This window comes from Pseudomonas sp. C9-3 (assembly GCF_032392015.1).
Taxonomy (GTDB): domain Bacteria; phylum Pseudomonadota; class Gammaproteobacteria; order Pseudomonadales; family Pseudomonadaceae; genus Pseudomonas; species Pseudomonas nitroreducens.
Map to the genome: position 1 here is coordinate 3658027 of NZ_CP135919.1, position 19797 is coordinate 3677823.

A 19797-nucleotide genomic window follows, 5' to 3' on the forward strand; every position below is an offset into this window, starting at 1 on the left:
CGCCGGTCGGGGTATTTCAAAAAATCCGGTTCAGGCCGTCGAACGCCGCTACGCGGTAGGCTTCGGCCATGGTCGGATAGTTGAAGGTGGTGTTGACGAAGTACTTCAGGGTGTTCAACTCACCCGGCTGGTTCATGATCGCCTGGCCGATGTGGACGATCTCCGAAGCCTGGTCGCCGAAGCAATGCACGCCGAGGATCTCCAGGGTCTCGCGGTGGAACAGAATCTTCAGCATGCCTACCGGCTCGTTGGAGATCTGCGCGCGGGCCATGCCCTTGAAGAAGGCCTTGCCTACCTCGTAGGGAATCTTCGCGACCGTCAGTTCCTGCTCATTCTTGCCGATGGAGCTGATCTCCGGAATGGTGTAGATGCCGGTCGGCACGTCATTCACAAAGCGCCAGCCATCGTGCTCGACGATGTTGCCGGCGGCGGAACGGCCCTGGTCGTAAGCGGCGCTGGCCAGGCTCGGCCAGCCGATCACGTCGCCCGCGGCATAGATGTTCGAGACCGAAGTACGGTAGTTCTCGTCCGTCTCGATCTGGCCGCGACTGTTGACCTTGATGCCGATATTTTCCAGGCCCAGGCGATCGGTGTTGCCGGTACGGCCGTTGCACCACAGCAGGGCATCCGCCTTGATCTTCTTGCCGGACTTCAGGTGCAGGATCACCCCGTTGTCCAGGCCTTCCACGCGCTCGTATTCCTCGTTGTGACGGATCAGCACGTTGTTGTTGCGCAGGTGATAGCTCAGCGCATCGGAGATCTCGTCGTCGAGGAAGCTGAGCAACTGGTCGCGGGTGTCGATCAGGTCTACCAGCACACCCAGGCCACTGAAGATCGAGGCGTACTCGCAGCCGATCACGCCGGCTCCGTAGATGATCAGACGGCGCGGGGTGTGGCTCAGCGAGAGGATGGTGTCGCTGTCGTAGACGCGCGGGTGATTGAAGTTGATGTCCGAGGGACGATACGGGCGCGAACCGGTGGCGATGACGAACTGGTCGGCCACCAGGCGCTCCACGGCGCCGCTGGGCGTCACGACTTCGACAGTGCGCTCATCGACGAAGCTGGCGGTGCCGTTGAACATGTCGATGCGGTTGCGCGCGTAGTAGCCGGTGCGCGAGGAAACCTGCTTGGAGATCACCCGCTCGGCGCTTTTCAGTACGTCCGGGAAGGAGAACCAGCGCGGCTCGCCGATCTGGCGGAACATCGGGTTGGTGTTGAACTCGATGATCTGCTTCACCGAGTGACGCAGCGCCTTGGACGGGATGGTGCCCAGGTGCGTGCAGTTGCCGCCGACCACGCGACGGCTGTCCACCACCGCCAGCTTGCGCCCGTACTTGGAGGCGTTCATCGCCGCCCCCTCGCCTGCCGGGCCCGTGCCGAGAATCACCACGTCGTAGTTGTAGACAGCCATGCGTACTCCTTCAGAACAGGCCGGGGCGCCCGCTTGGCGCTCCCGGCGAAGCCCCGGCACCACATGCGCCGAGGCGGATCGAAATCATTGGCGCAGCTTAGCCCTGCGGCAAAAGGCTGCACATTAGCGGTTGGTCGGCAGGTAGGCGAATTTTGCCGCCACTACAAGCCTTGCCCCTCACTGCGGGCCGCCATCATGCCCGCCGAAGCTTTCATTCAGGCGACGGAAACAGCGCTTCGAAGCGCGGCGTCGCGCGGGTCACGAAACCTTCGCCCTGGCGCACGATGAAGAAAGCTGCCAGCCCGTTGCGCTCGGCAAAGGTATAGCCCTCCTCCGGCCCCAGCACCATCAACAGGGTCGACAGGCCATCGGCCCGCAGCGCCTGTGCATCGGCCACTGTGACCGCCGCCAGCGAGTGCCTGACCGGCGTGCCGCTGCGCGGATCGAAGGTGTGCGAGTAGCGCTGCCCACCTTCCTCGAAATAATTGCGGTAGTCGCCCGAGGTGGACAGGCCGAAACCATCCACCGCCACCGAGCGCTCCACCTGCCGCTCGCGCTCGCCGCTGGGCACTTCCAGGGCAATGCGCCAGGGCGTGCCGTCCGGCTTGCGGCCCACGGCCCTGAGTTCTCCGGTGATCTCCACCAGATAGTCGGTCAGCCCTATCTCGGCCAGGCGCGCACTGACCTTGTCCACCGCATAGCCCGCAACGATGCTGTCGAAGTCCAACTGTGCATTGACGTCCTTGCACAGCTGCTCGCCCTCCAGGCGCAGATGCTGATGGCCAACGCGGGCGCGTTCACGCTGCAGATCGGCCGGGGCCGGTACCTGCTCGCGGCGCGACTGCGGGCCGAAGCCCCACAGGTTCATCAGCGGCTCGACGGTCAGGTCGAAGGCGCCTCCGCTCTGTTGCGACAGCTCCTCGCCATAGCGCCAGAGCTTGAGCATGTCCGCCGGCAAAGCCATACAGGCGCCGGCCGGCAGGGCATTGAAGCGGGAGACCACGGAATCGTCGCGGTAGGTAGAGAACTGCTCGTCGAGGCTGGCCAGAATCGTATCGACCTCCGCCTTGAGCTTCGCAGCGTCCGGCGCCTTGCCGGTGGGCACGTATTGCACCGTGTAGCTGCTGCCCATGGTCGGGCCGCCGAAGCGTTCGATGGACTGCCCGCAGCCAGTCAAGGTCGCGACCAGTAGCACGATCAACAGGCTTGCACGGGACAAGGTCTTCTCCATCAGCCGGCAGGCGCGCGGCGCCGGGCATTCTACCGCAAGCACCCCGCCGCACTGTTTCCGCTGTGGCAAAGGTGCATTACCAAAAGAAAACGGGAGCCGAAGCTCCCGTTCCTCAACCGGCTCAGGCGTCAGCCTTGGCCGGGGACTTGCGCTTGAACAGGAAATAGCAGGCGCCCATCAGCACGATCCACACCGGGATCGCATACACCGACACGTCGATGCCAGGGATCTGCAGCATGATGCCCAGGATGAACACCACGAAGGCCAGGCACAGCCAGTTACCGAAGGGATACCACAGCGCGCGGAAGAACGGCTGCACACCCTTGGCCGCCATGGCCTTGCGGAACTTCATGTGGGCCAGGCTGATCATCGCCCAGTTGATCACCAGCGCGGCGACCACCAGGGACATCAGCAGCTCCAGCGCCTGGTGCGGGATCACGTAGTTGACCACGACGCACGCCAGGGTGATGAAGGCCGACACGCCAATGGCCAGCAGCGGTACGCCACGGTCATCGACCTTGGCGAAGGCGCGCGGCGCGTCGCCCTGCTCGGCCAGGCCGTAGAGCATGCGGCTGTTGCAGTACACGCAGCTGTTGTAGACCGACAGCGCGGCGGTGAGCACCACGAAGTTCAGGATGTTCGCCGCGTACTCACTGCCCAGCAGCGAGAAGACCTTCACGAACGGGCTGCCGCTGTAGGGGTCACCAGCGCTGTTGATGCTCTGCAGCAGGGCATCCCACGGGTACAGCGAGAGCAGCACGGCCAGGGCGCCGATGTAGAAGATCAGGATTCGATAGATGACCTGGTTGATCGCCTTGGGGATCACCTTCTTCGGCTCGGAGGCTTCGGCGGCGGTGATACCGACCAGCTCCAGACCACCGAAGGAGAACATGATGATCGCCAGGACCATGATCAGCCCCTTCCAGCCATTGGGGAAGAAGCCGCCGTGGGCCCACAGGTTGCTCACCGAGGCCTGCGGGCCGCCGGTGCCGCTGACCAGCAGCCAGACGCCGAGCAGGATCATGCCGATGATGGCGACGACCTTGATGATCGCGAACCAGAACTCGGTTTCGCCAAAAGCCTTCACGTTGAACAGGTTGATGGCGTTGATCAGCACGAAGAACACGGCCGCCGTCGCCCAGGTCGGGAAGTCCGGCCACCAGAACTGGATGTACTTGCCGACCGCGGTCAGCTCCGACATGCCCACCAGGATGTACAGCACCCAGTAGTTCCAGCCCGACATGAAGCCGGCGAAACCACCCCAGTACTTGTGCGCAAAGTGGCTGAAGGAACCGGCGACAGGCTCCTCGACGATCATCTCGCCCAGCTGGCGCATGATCAGGAACGCGATGAAGCCGCCGATGGCGTAGCCGAGGATCATCGACGGGCCGGCGGATTGCAGGACGCCGGCCGAGCCCAGGAACAGGCCGGTACCGATGGCGCCGCCGAGGGCGATCAGCTGGATGTGGCGGTTCTTCAGACCGCGCTTCAGCTCGCCTTCATGCAGATGTTGTCCATCCATTTGAAGTCTTTCCAGGTTCAGGAATTGGCAGATTTTATTGATGATTATGGTGGAGCCAGTAACGAAAAACGGGAGCCCGAGAGCTCCCGTTTATCTAGACCGCCTGGATCAGCGCGGGAAAGCCGGCGGGTTCACGCCAGCCATGTCTTCCATAACGCGGACGACCTGGCAGCTGTAGCCGAACTCGTTGTCGTACCACACGTACAGGACGACGCGGTTGTCGTTGGCGATGGTCGCTTCGGCATCGACGACGCCCGCGTGGCGGGAGCCGACGAAGTCGGTGGAGACCACTTCCTGGGAAGCAACGAAGTCGATCTGCTTCTGCAGGTCCGAGTGCATGGCCATCTGGCGCAGGTACTCGTTGATCTCTTCGCGGGTGGTGGCCTTTTCCAGGTTCAGGTTCAGGATCGCCATGGAAACGTTCGGCGTCGGAACGCGGATGGCGTTGCCGGTCAGCTTGCCCTTCAGAACCGGCAGAGCCTTGGCGGCAGCGGTCGCGGCGCCAGTCTCGGTGATCACCATGTTCAGCGGCGCAGCGCGGCCACGGCGGCTGCCCTTGTGGAAGTTGTCGATCAGGTTCTGGTCGTTGGTGAACGAGTGAACGGTTTCGACATGGCCGTTGACGATGCCGTACTGGTCGTTGACGGCTTTCAGCACCGGCACGATGGCGTTGGTGGTGCAGGAAGCGGCGGAAACGATCTTGTCGTCAGCGGTGATGTCGCCGTGGTTGATGCCGTGCACGACGTTCTTCAGCGCGCCCTTGCCCGGAGCGGTAAGGATCACGCGGTCGATACCCGGGCACTTCAGGTGCTGGCCCAGGCCTTCGGCGTCACGCCACTTGCCGGTGTTGTCCACCAGCAGGGCTTTCTTGATGCCGTACTGGGTGTAGTCGATCGACGCCGGGTCGTTGGAGTAGATCACCTGGATCAGGTTGCCGTTGGCAGTGATGGTGTTGTGTTCCTCGTCGATGGTGATGGTGCCATCGAACGGGCCATGCACGGAGTCACGGCGCAGCAGGCTGGCGCGCTTGACCAGGTCGTTCTCGGCGCCCTTGCGGACGACGATGGCGCGCAGGCGCAGGCCGTCGCCACCACCGGTCTTCTCGATGAGGATGCGCGCGAGCAGGCGGCCGATACGACCGAAGCCGTACAGGACGACGTCGGTGCCTTCGCGGGCGCCGCCATTCTGCTTGCCGACCACGTCAGCCAGCTCGTCCTTGGTGAACTGCTCGATGCTGCGACCGTTACCTTCGCTCTTGAACTTGGCGACCATCTTGCCCAGGTCGACGGAAGCGGCGCCCAGCTTGAGCTCGCTCATCGCCTTGAGGATCGGGAAAGTGTCGTGAACCGACAGCCCGCCTTCTTCGGCCAGGCGGTGACGGGCGAAACGGTGCGCTTTGAGAATCGCGATCACCGAACGGTTGATCAGGCCACGGCCGTAGATCGAGGTCACCACGTTGTTGTTACGGTAGAGTTGGCCGATCAGCGGAATCATGGCTTCCGCGAGGGCTTCACGATCGATCCACTCACCGAGACACTGGTCGGGCTTCTGGGTCACGGGCAATACCTTCCACATGTAGGAGAAGAAAAAAGGGGCTACATTATGACGGCGTGAACAATCGCCGGCAATCCGCAGCGGTCGTATGACTGACATCCGTCAATCGGGATAGTTACAATCCGACCGGTCAAATCCCTCGACCGGAGCCACGAACGCCCGTGTCCGTATTGCGTATCCCTACATTGCCGACAGCTGCCGGCAAGCAATCCTGGGGCAACCTCCCCGGGGCCGCCCTGAGCCTGGCCATCGCTGAAGCGGCCGGCCCAGCCAAACGTTTCACCCTGTTGCTGACCGCCGACAGCCAGAGCGCCGAGCGCCTGGAGCAGGAGCTGCGCTTCTTTGCGCCAGACCTGCCGGTTCTGCAGCTGCCGGACTGGGAAACCCTGCCCTACGACGTCTTCTCGCCGCACCAGGACATCATCTCCCAGCGCGTCGCCGCCCTTTATCAGCTACCCGAACTGCGCCGCGGCGTGCTGGTGGTGCCCATCACCACCGCCCTGCACCGTCTGGCGCCGGCCAAGTTCCTGCTTGGCAGCAGCCTGGTGCTGGACGTCGGCCAGAAGCTTGACGTCGAGCAGATGCGCAGCCGCTTCGAAGCCGCCGGCTATCTCTGCGTAGATACCGTCTACGAACACGGCGAGTTCGCCGTGCGCGGCGCGCTGATCGACCTGTTCCCCATGGGCAGCGAACTGCCCTACCGGATCGACCTGTTCGACGACGAAATCGAGACGCTTCGTACCTTCGATCCGGAAACCCAGCGCTCCATCGACAAGGTGGAGAGCATTCGCCTGCTGCCCGCGCGCGAGTTCCCGCTGCGCAAGGAAGCGGTGACCGGCTTCCGCGGCCGCTTCCGCGAGCGCTTCGACGTCGACTATCGCCGCTGCCCGATCTACCAGGACCTGGCCAGCGGCCTGACACCTGCCGGCATCGAGTACTACATCCCGCTGTTCTTCGAAGATGGCGAGACATCGACGCTGTTCGACTACCTGCCCCAGGACACCCAGGTGTTCTCCCTGCCGGGCATCGAAACCGCCGCCGAGCAGTTCTGGACCGACGTACGCAACCGCTACGAAGACCGCCGCTACGACCCGGAACGCCCGCTGCTGCCGCCCGCTGAAGTCTTCCTGCCGGTAGAGGACTGCTTCGCCCGCCTGAAGAACTGGCCGCGCGTGGTGGTCAGCCCCGAGCCCATCGAGACCGGCGTCGGACGCGAGCGCTTCCCTGCCGAGCCGCTGCCGGAGCTGGCCATCGAGGCCAAGGCCACCGAGCCGCTGGCGCGCCTGCGCCAATTCATCGAGCAGTTCGACGGACGCATCCTCTTCACCGCCGAGTCCGCCGGCCGCCGCGAAGTGCTGCTGGAACTGCTGGCGCGACTGAAGCTGCGCCCGGTCGAGGTCGAAGGCTGGCCGGGCTTCCTGGCGCACAAGGACCGCCTGGCGATCACCATCGCACCGATGGACGAAGGCCTGCTGCTGGACGCCGACAAGGGCCAGCCGGGCATCGCCCTGGTGGCCGAGAGCCCGCTGTTCGGCCAGCGCGTCATGCAGCGTCGGCGCCGCGAGAAGACCCGCGACGGTGGCGAGAACGTCATCAAGAACCTCACCGAGCTGCGCGAAGGCGCGCCGGTGGTGCACATCGACCACGGCGTCGGCCGCTACATGGGCCTGATCACCCTGGAGATCGACGGCCAGAACGCCGAATTCCTCGCCCTGCAATACGCCGACGAAGCCAAGCTTTACGTGCCGGTGGCCAATCTGCACCTGATCGCCCGCTACACCGGCAGCGACGATGCCCTGGCGCCGCTGCACAAGCTGGGTTCGGAAACCTGGCAGAAGGCCAAGCGCAAGGCCGCAGAACAGGTCCGCGACGTCGCCGCCGAACTGCTCGACATCTATGCCCGCCGCGCCGCGCGCAAGGGCTACGCCTTCAAGGACCCGCAGGTCGACTACGCCACCTTCTCCGCCGGCTTCCCCTTCGAGGAAACCCCGGACCAGCAGACCGCCATCGAAGCGGTGGTCGCCGACATGCTCTCGGAAAAGCCGATGGACCGCCTGGTTTGCGGCGACGTGGGCTTCGGCAAGACCGAAGTGGCCATGCGCGCGGCCTTCGTTGCGGTGCACAGCGGCAAGCAGGTCGCCGTGCTGGTGCCGACCACCCTCCTCGCCCAGCAGCACTACAACAGCTTCCGCGACCGTTTCGCCGACTGGCCGGTAACGGTCGAGGTGATGAGCCGCTTCAAGTCCGCCAAGGAGGTCGAAGGCGCCGTAGGTCAGCTCGCCGAGGGCAAGGTCGACATCGTCATCGGCACCCACAAACTGTTGCAGGACGATGTGAAGTTCAAGAACCTCGGCCTGGTGATCATCGACGAAGAGCACCGCTTCGGCGTGCGCCAGAAGGAGCAGCTCAAGGCGCTGCGCAGCGAGGTGGACATCCTCACCCTCACCGCCACGCCGATCCCGCGCACACTGAACATGGCGGTCGCCGGCATGCGTGACCTGTCGATCATCGCCACGCCACCGGCGCGCCGGCTGTCCGTGCGCACCTTCGTCATGGAAGAGCAGAAGTCGGTGATCAAGGAAGCCCTGCTGCGCGAGCTGCTGCGCGGCGGCCAGGTGTACTTCCTGCACAACGAAGTGAAGACCATCGAGAAGTGCGCCCGCGACCTGGCGGAGCTGGTTCCCGAAGCGCGCATCGGCATCGGCCACGGGCAGATGAACGAGCGCGACCTGGAACGGGTGATGAGCGACTTCTACCACAAGCGCTTCAACGTGCTGGTGGCCTCGACCATCATCGAGACCGGCATCGACGTGCCCAGCGCCAACACCATCCTCATCGAGCGCGCCGACAAATTCGGCCTGGCCCAGCTGCACCAACTGCGCGGCCGGGTCGGCCGCAGCCACCACCAGGCCTACGCCTATCTGCTCACCCCGCCACGCAAGCAGATGACCCCGGACGCCGAGAAGCGCCTGGAAGCCATCGCCAACGCCCAGGACCTCGGCGCCGGCTTCGTGCTGGCCACCCATGACCTGGAGATCCGCGGCGCCGGCGAACTGCTCGGCGATGGCCAGAGCGGGCAGATCCAGGCGGTGGGCTTCACCCTCTATATGGAAATGCTCGAGCGCGCCGTAAAGGCCATCCGCAAGGGCGAGCAGCCGAACCTGGAACAGCCGCTGGGCGGCGGCCCGGACATCAACCTGCGCGTACCGGCGCTGATCCCGGAAGACTACCTGCCGGACGTCCACGCCCGCCTGATCCTCTACAAGCGCATCGCCAACGCCGCCGACGAAGACGGCCTGCGCGAACTGCAGGTGGAAATGATCGACCGATTCGGCCTGCTGCCAGAGCCGGCGAAGAACCTGATCCGTCTGACTTTGCTGAAACTGCAGGCGGAAAAGCTCGGGATAGTGAAGGTAGATGCCGGGCCCCAGGGAGGCCGGGTAGAATTCGCCGCCGATACCTGCGTCGACCCGCTGGTGCTGATCAAGATGATCCAGAGCCAGCCCAATCGGTACAAATTCGAAGGGGCCACCCTCTTCAAGTTCCAGGTGCCCATGGAGCGCCCGGAAGAACGGTTCAACACGCTGGAAGCGCTGCTCGAGCGCCTCACGCCACAGACTCACTAAGGATTCCGTGCAATGCGCCTGTTCCAACCCCTGCTGCTGTCGCTGGCACTGCTGTCGCCGGCGGCCTTTGCCGAGCCTTACCAGGTAGAGCTGATCCTCTTCCAGCAGTCCGGCGACGTCGTGCTCGCCAGTCGCCCCGCCCCGGATGACTGGGCCAAGGGTGCGCAACCGCCCGGCCCGGACAGCTCGCGCCCTACCGCCATGGACGCCCAGGTCGCCAAGCTCAAGCAGAACGAAGGCTTCCAGGTGCTGATGCACAAGGCCTGGCGCCAGGAGATCGATGCCAACCCGGTGAAGGTTTCCCTGACGGAGGGCACCCAGCGTGACAGCCACTTCCCGGTGGAAGGTACCGTCACTCTCAGCCAACAACGCTTCGTGAACACCCAGACCGATTTCTGGATCAACCAGTTCGGCCAGGACGGCCTGCTCGCCGCCAGCCAGCACATGGTCCAGGAAGCCAGCCTGAAGAACAGCGTGCTGACCTACCTCGACCACCCGAGCCTGGGCATGTTGATTAAAGTGACCCCGCTCAACGCCAAGCCGGCCGCCGCCCCACCGCCGGGCATGGAAGACGAGGCGCCGACCGGCCCGGACGCACCGCAGCAGCCTGCACCGGCCGCTCCGGCAGACGGTGGCTTCGACGCCCCACCGCCGGCCCAGCCCGCGCAATAAAGAAAAAGCCCGGCAATCGCCGGGCTTTTTCTTTTGCTCTTCGTAGGAGCGAGCTTGCTCGCGAACCCGCAAGGCGCGGTGCCAAGCGGTTCGCTCGCTCCTACAGTATAGGCTCAGCTCACCAGCACGCGCCCCAGCACCTCGCGCACCTTGCCGATGCCGTCGTGCAGCGCCTGCTCGATCTCGGCCATGGTGATGATGCCGCTGGACTTGCCCGCCGCCGGATTCACCACCAGCGACAGGCAGGCATATGGCAGATCCAGCTCACGTGCCAGCGCGGCTTCGGGCATACCGGTCATGCCGACGATGTCGCAGCCGTCGCGCTCCAGCTTGGCGATCTCCGCCACGGTTTCCAGGCGCGGCCCCTGGGTTGCCGCGTAGACACCATGACTGCTGTACGCATAACCCAACGCCTGCAGTGCGACGATCAGCTTCTGGCGCAGCGGCTCATCGTAGGGGTGGCTGAAGTCGATATGGGTGACATGGTCAATGTCGCCGGCGAAATAGGTGTGCTCGCGCCCCCAGGTGTAATCGACGATCTGGTGCGGCACACACAGGTGACCACTCCCCATCGCAGCATGGATGCCGCCCACGGCGTTCACCGCGAGCACAGCCTGGGCGCCAGCCTGCTGCAGCGCCCAGAGGTTGGCGCGGTAGTTCACCTGATGCGGCGGGAAACGGTGCGGATGGCCGTGGCGAGCGAGGAACAGCACCTCGCGGCCGGCGAACTCGCCGCGCTGAACGGCCGCCGAGGGGGCACCGTAGGGCGTCTCCAGCTCGATGGCATCCTTCAGGGTCAACCCTTCCAATTGGGTCAGGCCGGTACCGCCGATGATGGCGTAGACAGTCATGGCAAATCCTTAGTCGATCAGTTGTGCGGCACGCAGTTCGCCGACGGCTTGTTGCCAACGCGGCAGTTGCTTGTATTCGATGCCCGGCCAGGCTTTGGCACGCATGCGTTCAAGGCGCTGCGGCGCGCTGACCTTCAGGCGCTGCAGGGCACTCAGGGCCAGCTCGGCGGAGGCGCGGTCATTGCACACCAGCCCCATGTCGCAGCCGGCACTCAGGGCCGCCTCGATGCGGTTGGCGGCATCGCCGACCACATGGGCGCCGGCCATGGACAGGTCATCGCTGAAGATCACGCCGTCGAAGCCCAGTTCGCCGCGCAGGATGTCCTGCAGCCAGCGACGGGAGAAGCCGGCTGGATTCGGGTCGACCTGCGGGTAGATCACGTGGGCCGGCATCAGCGCATCCAGCTCGCCGGAAAGACGCTGGAACGGCACCAGGTCCACGGCGCGGATCTGCTCCAGCGTGCGCTCGTCCTCGGGAATCCCCACATGGGAATCGACTTCCGCCCAACCGTGGCCGGGGAAGTGCTTGCCGGTAGAGGCCATGCCGGCGGCGCGCATACCACGAATGAACGCACCAGCCAGCGCAACGGCACGCTCCGGATTGCCTTCGAAGGCGCGGCTGCCGACGACGGCGCTGCGCTGGTGGTCCAGATCCAGCACCGGAGCGAAGCTCAGGTCGAGCCCCACCGCCAGCACCTCGGTCGCCATCAGCCAGCCGCACTGCTCGGCCAGTCGTTCGGCATTGGCGTTATCGGCGATGGCACGCATGGCCGGCAGACGCAGGAAGCCCTGGCGCAGGCGCTGCACGCGGCCACCTTCCTGGTCCACCGCGAGCAGCAAATCGGGGCGCACCGCACGGATGGCGGCCATCAACTCGCGCACCTGGCGCGGAGACTCGATGTTGCGGGCGAAGATGATCAGGCCGCCGACTTCCGGCTGGCGCAGGATCTGGCGGTCCTCGGCGGTGAGCCAGGTGCCGCCGATGTCGAGCATCAGTGAGCCTTGCATGTACATTCCTTTCAATTCAATTGCGCCACGCGCCACTCGGGACAGGCGGCCTCTTCGATTCGGACCCGGCAATGGAGGGGAACCCTGGGAAAGAGTTCCAGCAGGTCGTCGTTGCGCAGGCGGATACAGCCATGGGACAGCGGCGTGCCCATGGGCTCGCAGTCCGGCGTACCGTGCAGGTAGATGTAGCGGCGGAAGGTATCGATCTTGCCCAACCGGTTGCGCCCCGGCTCGCAGCCACTGAGCCAGAGGATTCGCGAGAGGATCCAGTCACGGCCGGAAAACTCATCGTGAAGAGCGGCCGTCCAGGTCTCGCCAGTCCAGCGGCGCCCTTTCAGCACCGCACCTTTGGGCAGCCCCTCGCCGATACGCGCGCGAATCTGGTGCAAGCCGCGCGGCGTGCAGCCGGAACCGTTGCATTCGCCCCCGCCGTTGGCGGCGCTGGATATAGGAAAACGCACGACAAGGTGCCCAGCGGCAAAGCCGTAGAGCATCTGGTCAGCAAGGGAGATATGCAGAAGATCGAGATCAGCCATGGCCGGCTACTGTAGCCGATCAGGCCGATACAGCCCAGCGCAAGGCCGGGCCCTGGATCAAACCTTGGCGGGTGCCGGCGCGGTGCTGGATTTGGTGCGCGGCTTGAGCTGGGCGCCAGCCAGCGAAGGATCGCTGACGCCGCTGTCGGCGCGCATCCCGGCGGCCAGGAACGGCACCATCAGACGCATCACCTGCTCGATCGAAGTATTCACCCCGAAATCGTTCTCGGCCATGGCGCGCAACGCCTTGATGCCGGACATGCTGAACACCGCAGTACCCAGCATGAAGTGCACGCGCCAGAAGAGTTCCAGCGGCGGCAGACGCGGCGCGGACTCGTTCACCAGCAGCATGTAGCGGCGGAACACCTTGCCATAGACCTCTTCGAGGTACTTGCGCAGGTGCCCCTGGCTCTGGCTGAACGCCAGGCCCAGCAGGCGCATGAAGATGGACAGGTCATTGCCGCTGCGCGGCTTGACGGCCATGGCCTGGACCACGAGCAGTTCAAGCAGCTCTTCCAGCGTGGCACGCGGCGCATCGGGCTTGGCCTGGCGGCGATCCAGCTCCTTCTCGAGACTGGCGCAGAACGGGCCGAGGAAGCGCGAGAAGACCGCCTGGATCAGCGCCTTCTTCGAGCCGAAGTGGTAGTTCACCGCCGCGAGGTTCACCCCCGCCTTGCTGGTGATCAGACGCAAGGAGGTTTCGGCGAAGCCTTTCTCCGCGAACAGCTGTTCCGCAGCATCCAGGATGCGTTCGACGGTTTCCGACTGGGCCATGGCTACTCCGCCTGACAAACACTTGTTTGAAACATACGTTTCAGCGTCTTCTATTGTCAAGCAAAGTGCGATGGATTGTTACCAATATCATGGCAATGCGACGAGAGACCGTATGTACAGCAAGACGCCTGCCAGCGTCCAAAGGTTACATGCACGAACGTTCCACCAACAGCCTCGCCCAATAAAAGCATTGCCAGCCCGCCATCACTGTATATAATTCCAGGCACTGTATAAAAAGCCAGAGTATGGACATGCTGAAGCTCACGCCGCGCCAAGCCGAGATCCTCGCCTTCATCAAACGCTGCCTGGAAGCCAACGGCTATCCGCCCACCCGCGCGGAGATCGCCCAGGAACTCGGCTTTAAGTCGCCCAACGCCGCCGAGGAGCACCTGAAAGCCCTCGCCCGCAAAGGCGCCATCGAGATGACCCCAGGCGCCTCCCGCGGCATTCGCATCCCTGGCTTCGAGCCCAAGGCCGCTGCCAATGACGACGAACTGCCGATCATCGGCCGCGTCGCTGCCGGCGCGCCGATCCTCGCCGAGCAGAACGTCGACGACACCTGCCGGATCAACCCCACCTTCTTCAATCCGCCGGCGGACTACCTGCTGCGCATACGCGGCCAGAGCATGAAGGACGTCGGCATCATGGACGGCGACCTGCTCGCCGTGCACGTCACTCGCGAGGCGCGCAACGGCCAGATCGTGGTCGCTCGCCTGGGTGAAGAAGTCACGGTGAAGCGTTTCAAGCGCGAAGGCAGCAAGGTCTGGCTGCTCGCCGAGAACCCGGAGTTCGCCCCCATCGAGGTGGACCTCAAGGAACAGGAACTGGTCATCGAAGGCTTGAGCGTCGGCGTGATCCGTCGCTGAACAGGAGACAACCATGCAGTACCCGCAGCCACAGAACCTGCCGCAACTCCCGCTGTTCCAGGAAGCACTCTGGGCGAGCGGTACTGCTCCCCTGCTCCCTGAACTGCTGGAAGCCGAACCGGTTGCCGACGATAGCGCCTTCAGCGAGATTGCCCTGCGCGGACTACCCGGCCAATGCCTGACGCTGCTGGCGCCGATGCTCCGTGGACTCAGCGAGGAAAGCGATTCCCGCTGGCTGACACTGATCGCCCCACCCTCCAGCCTGACGCCGGACTGGCTGCGCAAGGCCGGCCTGAACCGCGAACGCATCCTCCTGCTGCCTGCCCGCGACCAGGCTGCAGCACAGGCCCTGGCCTGCGAAGCGCTACGCCTGGGCAACAGCCACACGGTGGTGAGCTGGCTGAATCTCAGCGAAAACGCGCGCAGGCAGCTTTCCCGCGCTGCCGTTGCCGGCCAGGCGCAGAGTCTGAATATTCGTCTGGGATGAACTGAACAAGAAGCCTCACCGCGAGCGCGGTGAGGCGGCAGGACTCAGTGCAGGACGCGCGGACCTTCGTCGTCCATGCCCATGTCGCCACCTTCGGCGAGACGACCAGCCATCTGCACACCGACATTGAACATCGCCTTGGCGATCTCGATGTGCTGGCCCTGCAGGAAGCCCTTGGCATCGGCGGAGAACTCCAGGGTCACCAGCGCCTCCTCCTCGTCCGCGCGACGCAGCACAATGCGCCCGTCAGGCAGCTCGACAATTTCCAGAAATGAGGTTGGCATAGCGAAGTTCTCCACAGCAGAACGCGTAGTGTAACAGCCACACCCACTACGCCCTAGCCAAAGCGCGCATCGGCCGACCGGAAGGCCGGCACAGTGTGAAGCGGGAATCAGAGCTCGGTGAGCGAAGCGCGGAAACGCAGCACCAGATCCTTCAGGGCTTTGCGCCAGGCTTCCAGCTCTTCATTGCCCAGTTCGTGCGGCGTCTCGTCGTCGACATTCACCGCCTGGATCAGCGGCTGGGTCGGATCGACCTTGGCTTTCTTCGGCTCGCTCGGGGGCTGGAACAGCGCGGCATAGGCGGCCAGCAGGCGACCCAGCCAGGCTTCGGGCGATTGCGCCAACTCGACCATTTCGGCCAGCTCCGGGCTTGGAGCGGCGGCCAGCACCTCGGCATTCAGCAGCATATCGACGCGCGGCGCACCGGCCTGGGGCAGGCGGTAGTAGCCGGCGATCTCATGGGCCACGCCCAGCACGGCACCATAGAGATGGAACAGCGCCGATTCGCGCTCGGCCTGAATGCGCGCCTGGGCATTCATCGCACGCGCCGTTTCGGCGCTGCGCCAGGCTTCCAGGGCAAGGCCGGCGAAGAACAGCTTCTGGTTGGTGCGGGTATAGAGTTCGTTCGCCATGACCGGGCCCTCTGCAGTCGACTTCGGCAGTATAAGCACGCCCCGCCTCAGCGGGGCGCGCCTTCCATCAGCGCTTGTCTTCGACCTTCCACTTGCCGCCGTCGAAGAAAGCACGCCAGCCGGTGGGCTTGCCGTCGACTTCGGACTGCACGTACTGCTCCTTGGTCTTGCGGCTGAAGCGGATCACCGCCGGGCGGCCATCCGGGTCTTTTGCCGGCGCGGCGAGCAGGAAGTGGTACTTCGGATCCAGCTCGTCCTTGTGCGGCAGCAGTTCGACCACCAGCGGAGCACGGGTCTCGCGGTTCTTCGGGAACTGGCTGGCGGCCAGGAACAGGCCGGAAGCGCCGTCACGCAGTACGTAGATGTCGTCCACCTTCTCGCACTTGAGTTCCGGCATGCGAATGGCGTCCATCTTCGGCGGTGCAGGCTCGCCATTCTTCAGCAGCTTGCGGGTGTTCTTGCAGGCCGGGTTGGTGCAGCCGAAGAACTTGCCGAAGCGGCCGGTCTTGAGCTGCATCTCGCTGCCGCACTTGTCGCATTCCAGGCTAGGGCCTTCGTAACCCTTGATGCGGTACTGCCCTTCTTCGATCTCGTAGCCGGCGCAATCCGGGTTGTTACCACAGATGTGCAGCTTGCGCTTCTCGTCGACCAGATAGGCATCCATCGCGGTGCTGCAGATCGGGCAGCGATGCTTGCCACGCAGCACGCGGGACTCGGATTCGCCCTCGTCATCCGCGGCGATCTCGTCGCCCGGAATCAGGTTCACGGTCGCCTTGCAGCGCTCTTTCGGCGGCAGGCTGTAGCCCGAGCAGCCGAGGAACACGCCGGTGGAGGCAGTACGGATCATCATCGGCCGGCCGCACTCGCGGCAGGGGATGTCGGTCAGGGTCGGCTGGTTGGCGCGCATGCCGTCGTTGGAGGCTTCGGCCAGGTCGAGCTTCTTGCGGAAGTCGCCGTAGAATTCGTCCAGCACATTTTTCCAGTCGCGCTCGCCCTGGGCCACGTCATCGAGGTTCTCTTCCATGCCGGCGGTGAAGCCGTAGTCCATCAGGTTGGAGAAGCTCTCGTTGAGACGGTCGGTGACGATGTCGCCCATCTTTTCCGCGTAAAAGCGGCGGTTGTGGGTGGTGACGTAGCCGCGCTCCTGGATGGTGGAGATGATCGCCGCGTAGGTGGACGGGCGACCGATGCCGCGCTTTTCAAGCTCCTTGACCAGGCTGGCTTCGGAGAAGCGTGCCGGCGGCTTGGTGAAGTGCTGGCTCGGGTCGAGCTTGAGCAGCTTCATCGCGTCGCCCTGGTTCATGACCGGCAGGACGTCGTCCTCGCCCGGCTTGCTCTGCTGCGGCAGCACCTTGGTATAGCCATCGAACTTGAGGATGCGGCCCTTGGCACGCAGCTCGAAGTCACCGGCAGCGGCGCTGACGGTGGTGGACAGGTACTCGGCCGGCGGCATCTGGCAGGCCACGAACTGGCGCCAGATCAGGTCGTACAGGCGCTCGGCGTCGCGCTCCATGCCCGACAGCTGGGTCGGACGCAGGTTGACGTCGGAAGGACGAATCGCTTCGTGCGCTTCCTGGGCGCCTTCCTTGCTGGAGTAGAAGTTCGGCTTGGCCGGCAGGTATTTCTTGCCGAACTCGCTGTCGATGAAGCCGCGCACCATATCGATGGCGTCGGCCGACAGGTTGGTCGAGTCGGTACGCATATAGGTGATGTAGCCGGCTTCGTAGAGACGCTGGGCCATCATCATGGTCTTCTTCACACCGAAGCCCAGGCGATTGCTCGCGGCCTGCTGCAGGGTGGAAGTGATGAACGGTGCCGAGGGCTTGCTGGAGGTCGGCTTGTCCTCGCGCTTGGCGATGCTGTAGCTGGAAGCCTTGAGCTTCTCCAGGGCAGCCATGGCCTGTGCTTCATTGAGCGGCTTGAAGGCTTCGCCCTTCTCGCGCACCACTTCGAAGCGAACCTTGTCGTTCTTCGGCGTACCGAGGTCGGCATGCACTTCCCAGTACTCTTCCGGGACGAAGGCGCGGATCTCGCGCTCGCGCTCCACAACCAGCTTCACCGCCACCGACTGCACACGGCCGGCGGACAGGCCACGAGCGATCTTCGCCCACAGCAGCGGGGAGACCATGTAGCCCACCACGCGATCGAGGAAGCGGCGCGCCTGCTGGGCATTCACGCGATTGATATCCAGCTCGCCGGGCTGGGAGAAGGCCTCCTGGATGGCCTTCTTGGTGATTTCGTTGAAGACCACGCGCTTGTAGCGCGAGTCGTCGCCACCGATAGCCTCGCGCAGGTGCCAGGCAATGGCCTCCCCTTCGCGGTCCAAGTCGGTTGCGAGATAGATGGTGTCGGCGTCCTTGGCCAGGCGGCGCAGTTCCTCGATCACCTTTTCCTTGCCGGGCAGGATCTCGTACTTGGCCTTCCAGCCGTGCTCCGGGTCGACGCCCATGCGGGTGACGAGCTGGCGCTTGGCCTTCTCCTTCGGCGACAGGGCCGGCGCCTCGGAAGCGGTCTTGCGCGCTTTCGCCGCAGGCTCCTTCGACGCGGACGAGCCGCTGGTGGGCAGGTCGCGGATGTGGCCGATGCTCGACTTCACCACGTACTGGTTGCCCAGGTACTTGTTGATGGTCTTGGCCTTGGCCGGTGATTCCACGATGACCAGCGATTTACCCATGGATCGGAAGATTCCTGCGTCGAAAAGATGAATTTACAAGGAGGGAGGCGCTTGGAGCGGCACCGCTATATATAGTGGCGGTCGCGCCAAGGTCAAGCTTGGGTTTCGCCGGACGGGCCGGTCTGGAGACCCAACGGATCATCTTCGGCGCTGATCAGAGCGAATCGCGGAACCTTCTCGCCATTCACTTCCACCGCCTCGGTGAACATGCTCAGCGGGCGTACCCAGAGACCGAATTCGCCGTAAAGCGCCTGGTAGATCACCAGGTCTTCCTCGGTCTCCGAATGCCGGGCGACGCCGAGCACGCGGTACTGCTGTCCCTTGTAGTGTCGATACAATCCGGGCTGCAAGTGCATGTCGGTTCTCCCTCCGCCGGCCAAAAGGCGGCGATTGTGCTGATTGCGCGGCCGCCGGGCAATCCCCACCCGACAAAAACGAAAGCCGGGGCACAAGGCCCCGGCTCTCCCATCAACGAAAGCTTAGACGCGTTCGAAGACGGTGGTGATGCCCTGACCGAGGCCCACGCACATGGTGGACACGCCCAGGGTGCCACTGTTCTGCTTCATCACGTTCAGCAGGGTGCCGGAGATACGCGCACCAGAGCAGCCGAACGGGTGACCCAGGGCGATGGCGCCGCCGTGCAGGTTGACCTTCTCTTCCATCTTGTCGAGGATCTTGAGGTCCTTCAGCACCGGCAGGGCCTGTGCGGCGAAGGCTTCGTTGAGCTCGAAGAAGTCGATGTCGTTGATGGTCAGGCCGGCGCGCTTGAGCGCCTTGTTGGTCGACGGAACCGGGCCGTAGCCCATGATCGCCGGATCAACACCCGCCACGGCCATGGCGCGAACCACGGCCATCGGCTGTACACCCAGGTCCTGGGCGCGCTGGGCGCTCATGACGATCATGCAGGAAGCGCCGTCGGTGATCTGCGAGGAAGTACCCGCGGTCACGGTGCCGCCCTTGGGGTTGAAGGCCGGCTTCAGGGCGGCCAGGCTTTCCAGGGTGGTTTCCGGACGGATGGTTTCATCGAAGTCGAAGATCTTCAGGAAGCCGTTCTCGTCGTAGCCTTCCATCGGGATGATTTCGTCTTTGAACTTGCCTTCCTGGGTCGCTTTCCAGGCCAGCTGGTGCGAACGCACGCCGAACTTGTCCTGCGCCTCGCGGGTGATGCCGTGCATCTTGCCCAGCATCTCGGCGGTCAGGCCCATCATGCCCGACGCCTTGGCGGCGTACAGGGACATGTGCGGGTTCGGATCGACGCCGTGCATCATGCCGACGTGGCCCATGTGCTCCACGCCACCGATGACGAAGACGTCACCGTTGCCGGTCTGGATCGCCTGCACGGCGGTGTGCAGGGCGCTCATGGACGAACCGCACAGGCGGCTGACGGTCTGGCCGGCGCTGGTGTGCGGGATCTGGGTCATCAGCGACGCCATGCGCGCGATGTTCCAGCCCTGCTCCAGGGTCTGGTTCACGCAGCCCCAGATCACGTCCTCGACTTCCGCCGGGTCGATCTTCGGGTTGCGCTCCAGCAGCTTGCTGATCAGGTGCGCGGACATGTTCTCCGCGCGGGTGTTGCGGTGCATGCCACCCTTCGAACGGCCCATCGGGGTGCGGCCGAAGTCGACAATGACGGCGTCTCTCGGATTCAGGCTCATAAATTCACTCTCGCTCT

At 64.3% G+C, this 19797-nt stretch carries 16 protein-coding genes and 1 pseudogene; 4 read left to right on the forward strand and 13 right to left on the reverse strand.

What is annotated here, in order from left to right:
- Nucleotides 1-16: 16 nt before the first annotated feature.
- From sthA to RS899_RS16565, 4 genes and pseudogenes are all read right to left on the reverse strand, one after another.
- Nucleotides 17-1411, reverse strand: a complete 1395-nt coding sequence (sthA, locus tag RS899_RS16550) for a Si-specific NAD(P)(+) transhydrogenase (RefSeq protein ID WP_024766684.1) — start codon at nt 1409-1411, stop codon at nt 17-19.
- A gap of 211 nt (nt 1412-1622) precedes the next feature.
- Nucleotides 1623-2642 carry an FAD:protein FMN transferase gene (locus RS899_RS16555; RefSeq protein WP_054911313.1) on the reverse strand — a complete coding sequence of 340 codons (1020 nt, stop codon included), beginning with the start codon at nt 2640-2642 and terminating at the stop codon, nt 1623-1625.
- Between the two features lie 163 nt (nt 2643-2805).
- A pseudogene (locus RS899_RS16560) lies at nt 2806-4164 on the reverse strand (amino acid permease); the annotation flags it as partial.
- Between the two features lie 108 nt (nt 4165-4272).
- On the reverse strand, nt 4273-5739 hold the full coding sequence (locus RS899_RS16565; protein ID WP_315807613.1) for a glyceraldehyde-3-phosphate dehydrogenase: 1467 nt from the start codon (nt 5737-5739) through the stop codon (nt 4273-4275).
- A 140-nt stretch (nt 5740-5879) separates the two neighbouring features.
- Here RS899_RS16565 and mfd point away from each other — a divergent pair, with 140 nt between their 5' ends.
- Together mfd and RS899_RS16575 are read left to right on the forward strand one after the other, a co-directional pair.
- Nucleotides 5880-9344, forward strand: coding sequence for a transcription-repair coupling factor (mfd, locus tag RS899_RS16570; protein ID WP_315807614.1), 3465 nt, complete (start codon nt 5880-5882; stop codon nt 9342-9344).
- A gap of 12 nt (nt 9345-9356) precedes the next feature.
- A complete protein-coding gene (locus RS899_RS16575) occupies nt 9357-10016 on the forward strand; it encodes a CsiV family protein (protein WP_315807615.1) in 660 nt (219 codons plus the stop codon).
- A 113-nt stretch (nt 10017-10129) separates the two neighbouring features.
- Here RS899_RS16575 and RS899_RS16580 read toward each other — a convergent pair whose 3' ends face one another.
- From RS899_RS16580 to RS899_RS16595, 4 genes are read right to left on the reverse strand one after another with little or no spacing between them, the layout of a single operon-like run.
- Entirely contained in the window at nt 10130-10867 is a 738-nt protein-coding gene (locus RS899_RS16580; protein WP_233299447.1) for an S-methyl-5'-thioinosine phosphorylase, read from the reverse strand.
- Nucleotides 10868-10876: 9 nt separating this feature from the next.
- The gene (gene nagZ / locus RS899_RS16585) at nt 10877-11875 is read right to left on the reverse strand and encodes a beta-N-acetylhexosaminidase (protein WP_315807616.1); all 999 of its coding nucleotides are present in this window, start codon (nt 11873-11875) and stop codon (nt 10877-10879) included.
- A gap of 11 nt (nt 11876-11886) precedes the next feature.
- On the reverse strand, nt 11887-12411 hold the full coding sequence (locus RS899_RS16590; RefSeq protein ID WP_315807617.1) for a L,D-transpeptidase: 525 nt from the start codon (nt 12409-12411) through the stop codon (nt 11887-11889).
- Between the two features lie 57 nt (nt 12412-12468).
- Nucleotides 12469-13185: a TetR/AcrR family transcriptional regulator gene (locus RS899_RS16595; protein WP_233299450.1), complete on the reverse strand. Its 717-nt coding sequence runs from the start codon at nt 13183-13185 to the stop codon at nt 12469-12471.
- A gap of 251 nt (nt 13186-13436) precedes the next feature.
- Here RS899_RS16595 and lexA point away from each other — a divergent pair, with 251 nt between their 5' ends.
- Nucleotides 13437-14051 carry a transcriptional repressor LexA gene (lexA, locus tag RS899_RS16600; RefSeq protein WP_315807618.1) on the forward strand — a complete coding sequence of 205 codons (615 nt, stop codon included), beginning with the start codon at nt 13437-13439 and terminating at the stop codon, nt 14049-14051.
- Between the two features lie 13 nt (nt 14052-14064).
- A complete protein-coding gene (gene sulA / locus RS899_RS16605; RefSeq protein ID WP_054910435.1) occupies nt 14065-14538 on the forward strand; it encodes an SOS-induced cell division inhibitor SulA in 474 nt (157 codons plus the stop codon).
- 44 nt (nt 14539-14582) lie between these two features.
- Here sulA and RS899_RS16610 read toward each other — a convergent pair whose 3' ends face one another.
- From RS899_RS16610 to fadA, 5 genes are all read right to left on the reverse strand, one after another.
- Nucleotides 14583-14822, reverse strand: coding sequence for a hypothetical protein (locus RS899_RS16610; RefSeq protein ID WP_024766857.1), 240 nt, complete (start codon nt 14820-14822; stop codon nt 14583-14585).
- 107 nt (nt 14823-14929) lie between these two features.
- Nucleotides 14930-15451, reverse strand: a complete 522-nt coding sequence (locus RS899_RS16615; protein WP_315807619.1) for a DUF6586 family protein — start codon at nt 15449-15451, stop codon at nt 14930-14932.
- A 67-nt stretch (nt 15452-15518) separates the two neighbouring features.
- On the reverse strand, nt 15519-18125 hold the full coding sequence (topA, locus tag RS899_RS16620; protein WP_315807620.1) for a type I DNA topoisomerase: 2607 nt from the start codon (nt 18123-18125) through the stop codon (nt 15519-15521).
- A gap of 92 nt (nt 18126-18217) precedes the next feature.
- On the reverse strand, nt 18218-18481 hold the full coding sequence (locus RS899_RS16625; protein ID WP_054910438.1) for a DUF1653 domain-containing protein: 264 nt from the start codon (nt 18479-18481) through the stop codon (nt 18218-18220).
- A gap of 123 nt (nt 18482-18604) precedes the next feature.
- Nucleotides 18605-19780: an acetyl-CoA C-acyltransferase FadA gene (fadA, locus tag RS899_RS16630; RefSeq protein ID WP_045211692.1), complete on the reverse strand. Its 1176-nt coding sequence runs from the start codon at nt 19778-19780 to the stop codon at nt 18605-18607.
- Nucleotides 19781-19797 lie beyond the last annotated feature (17 nt).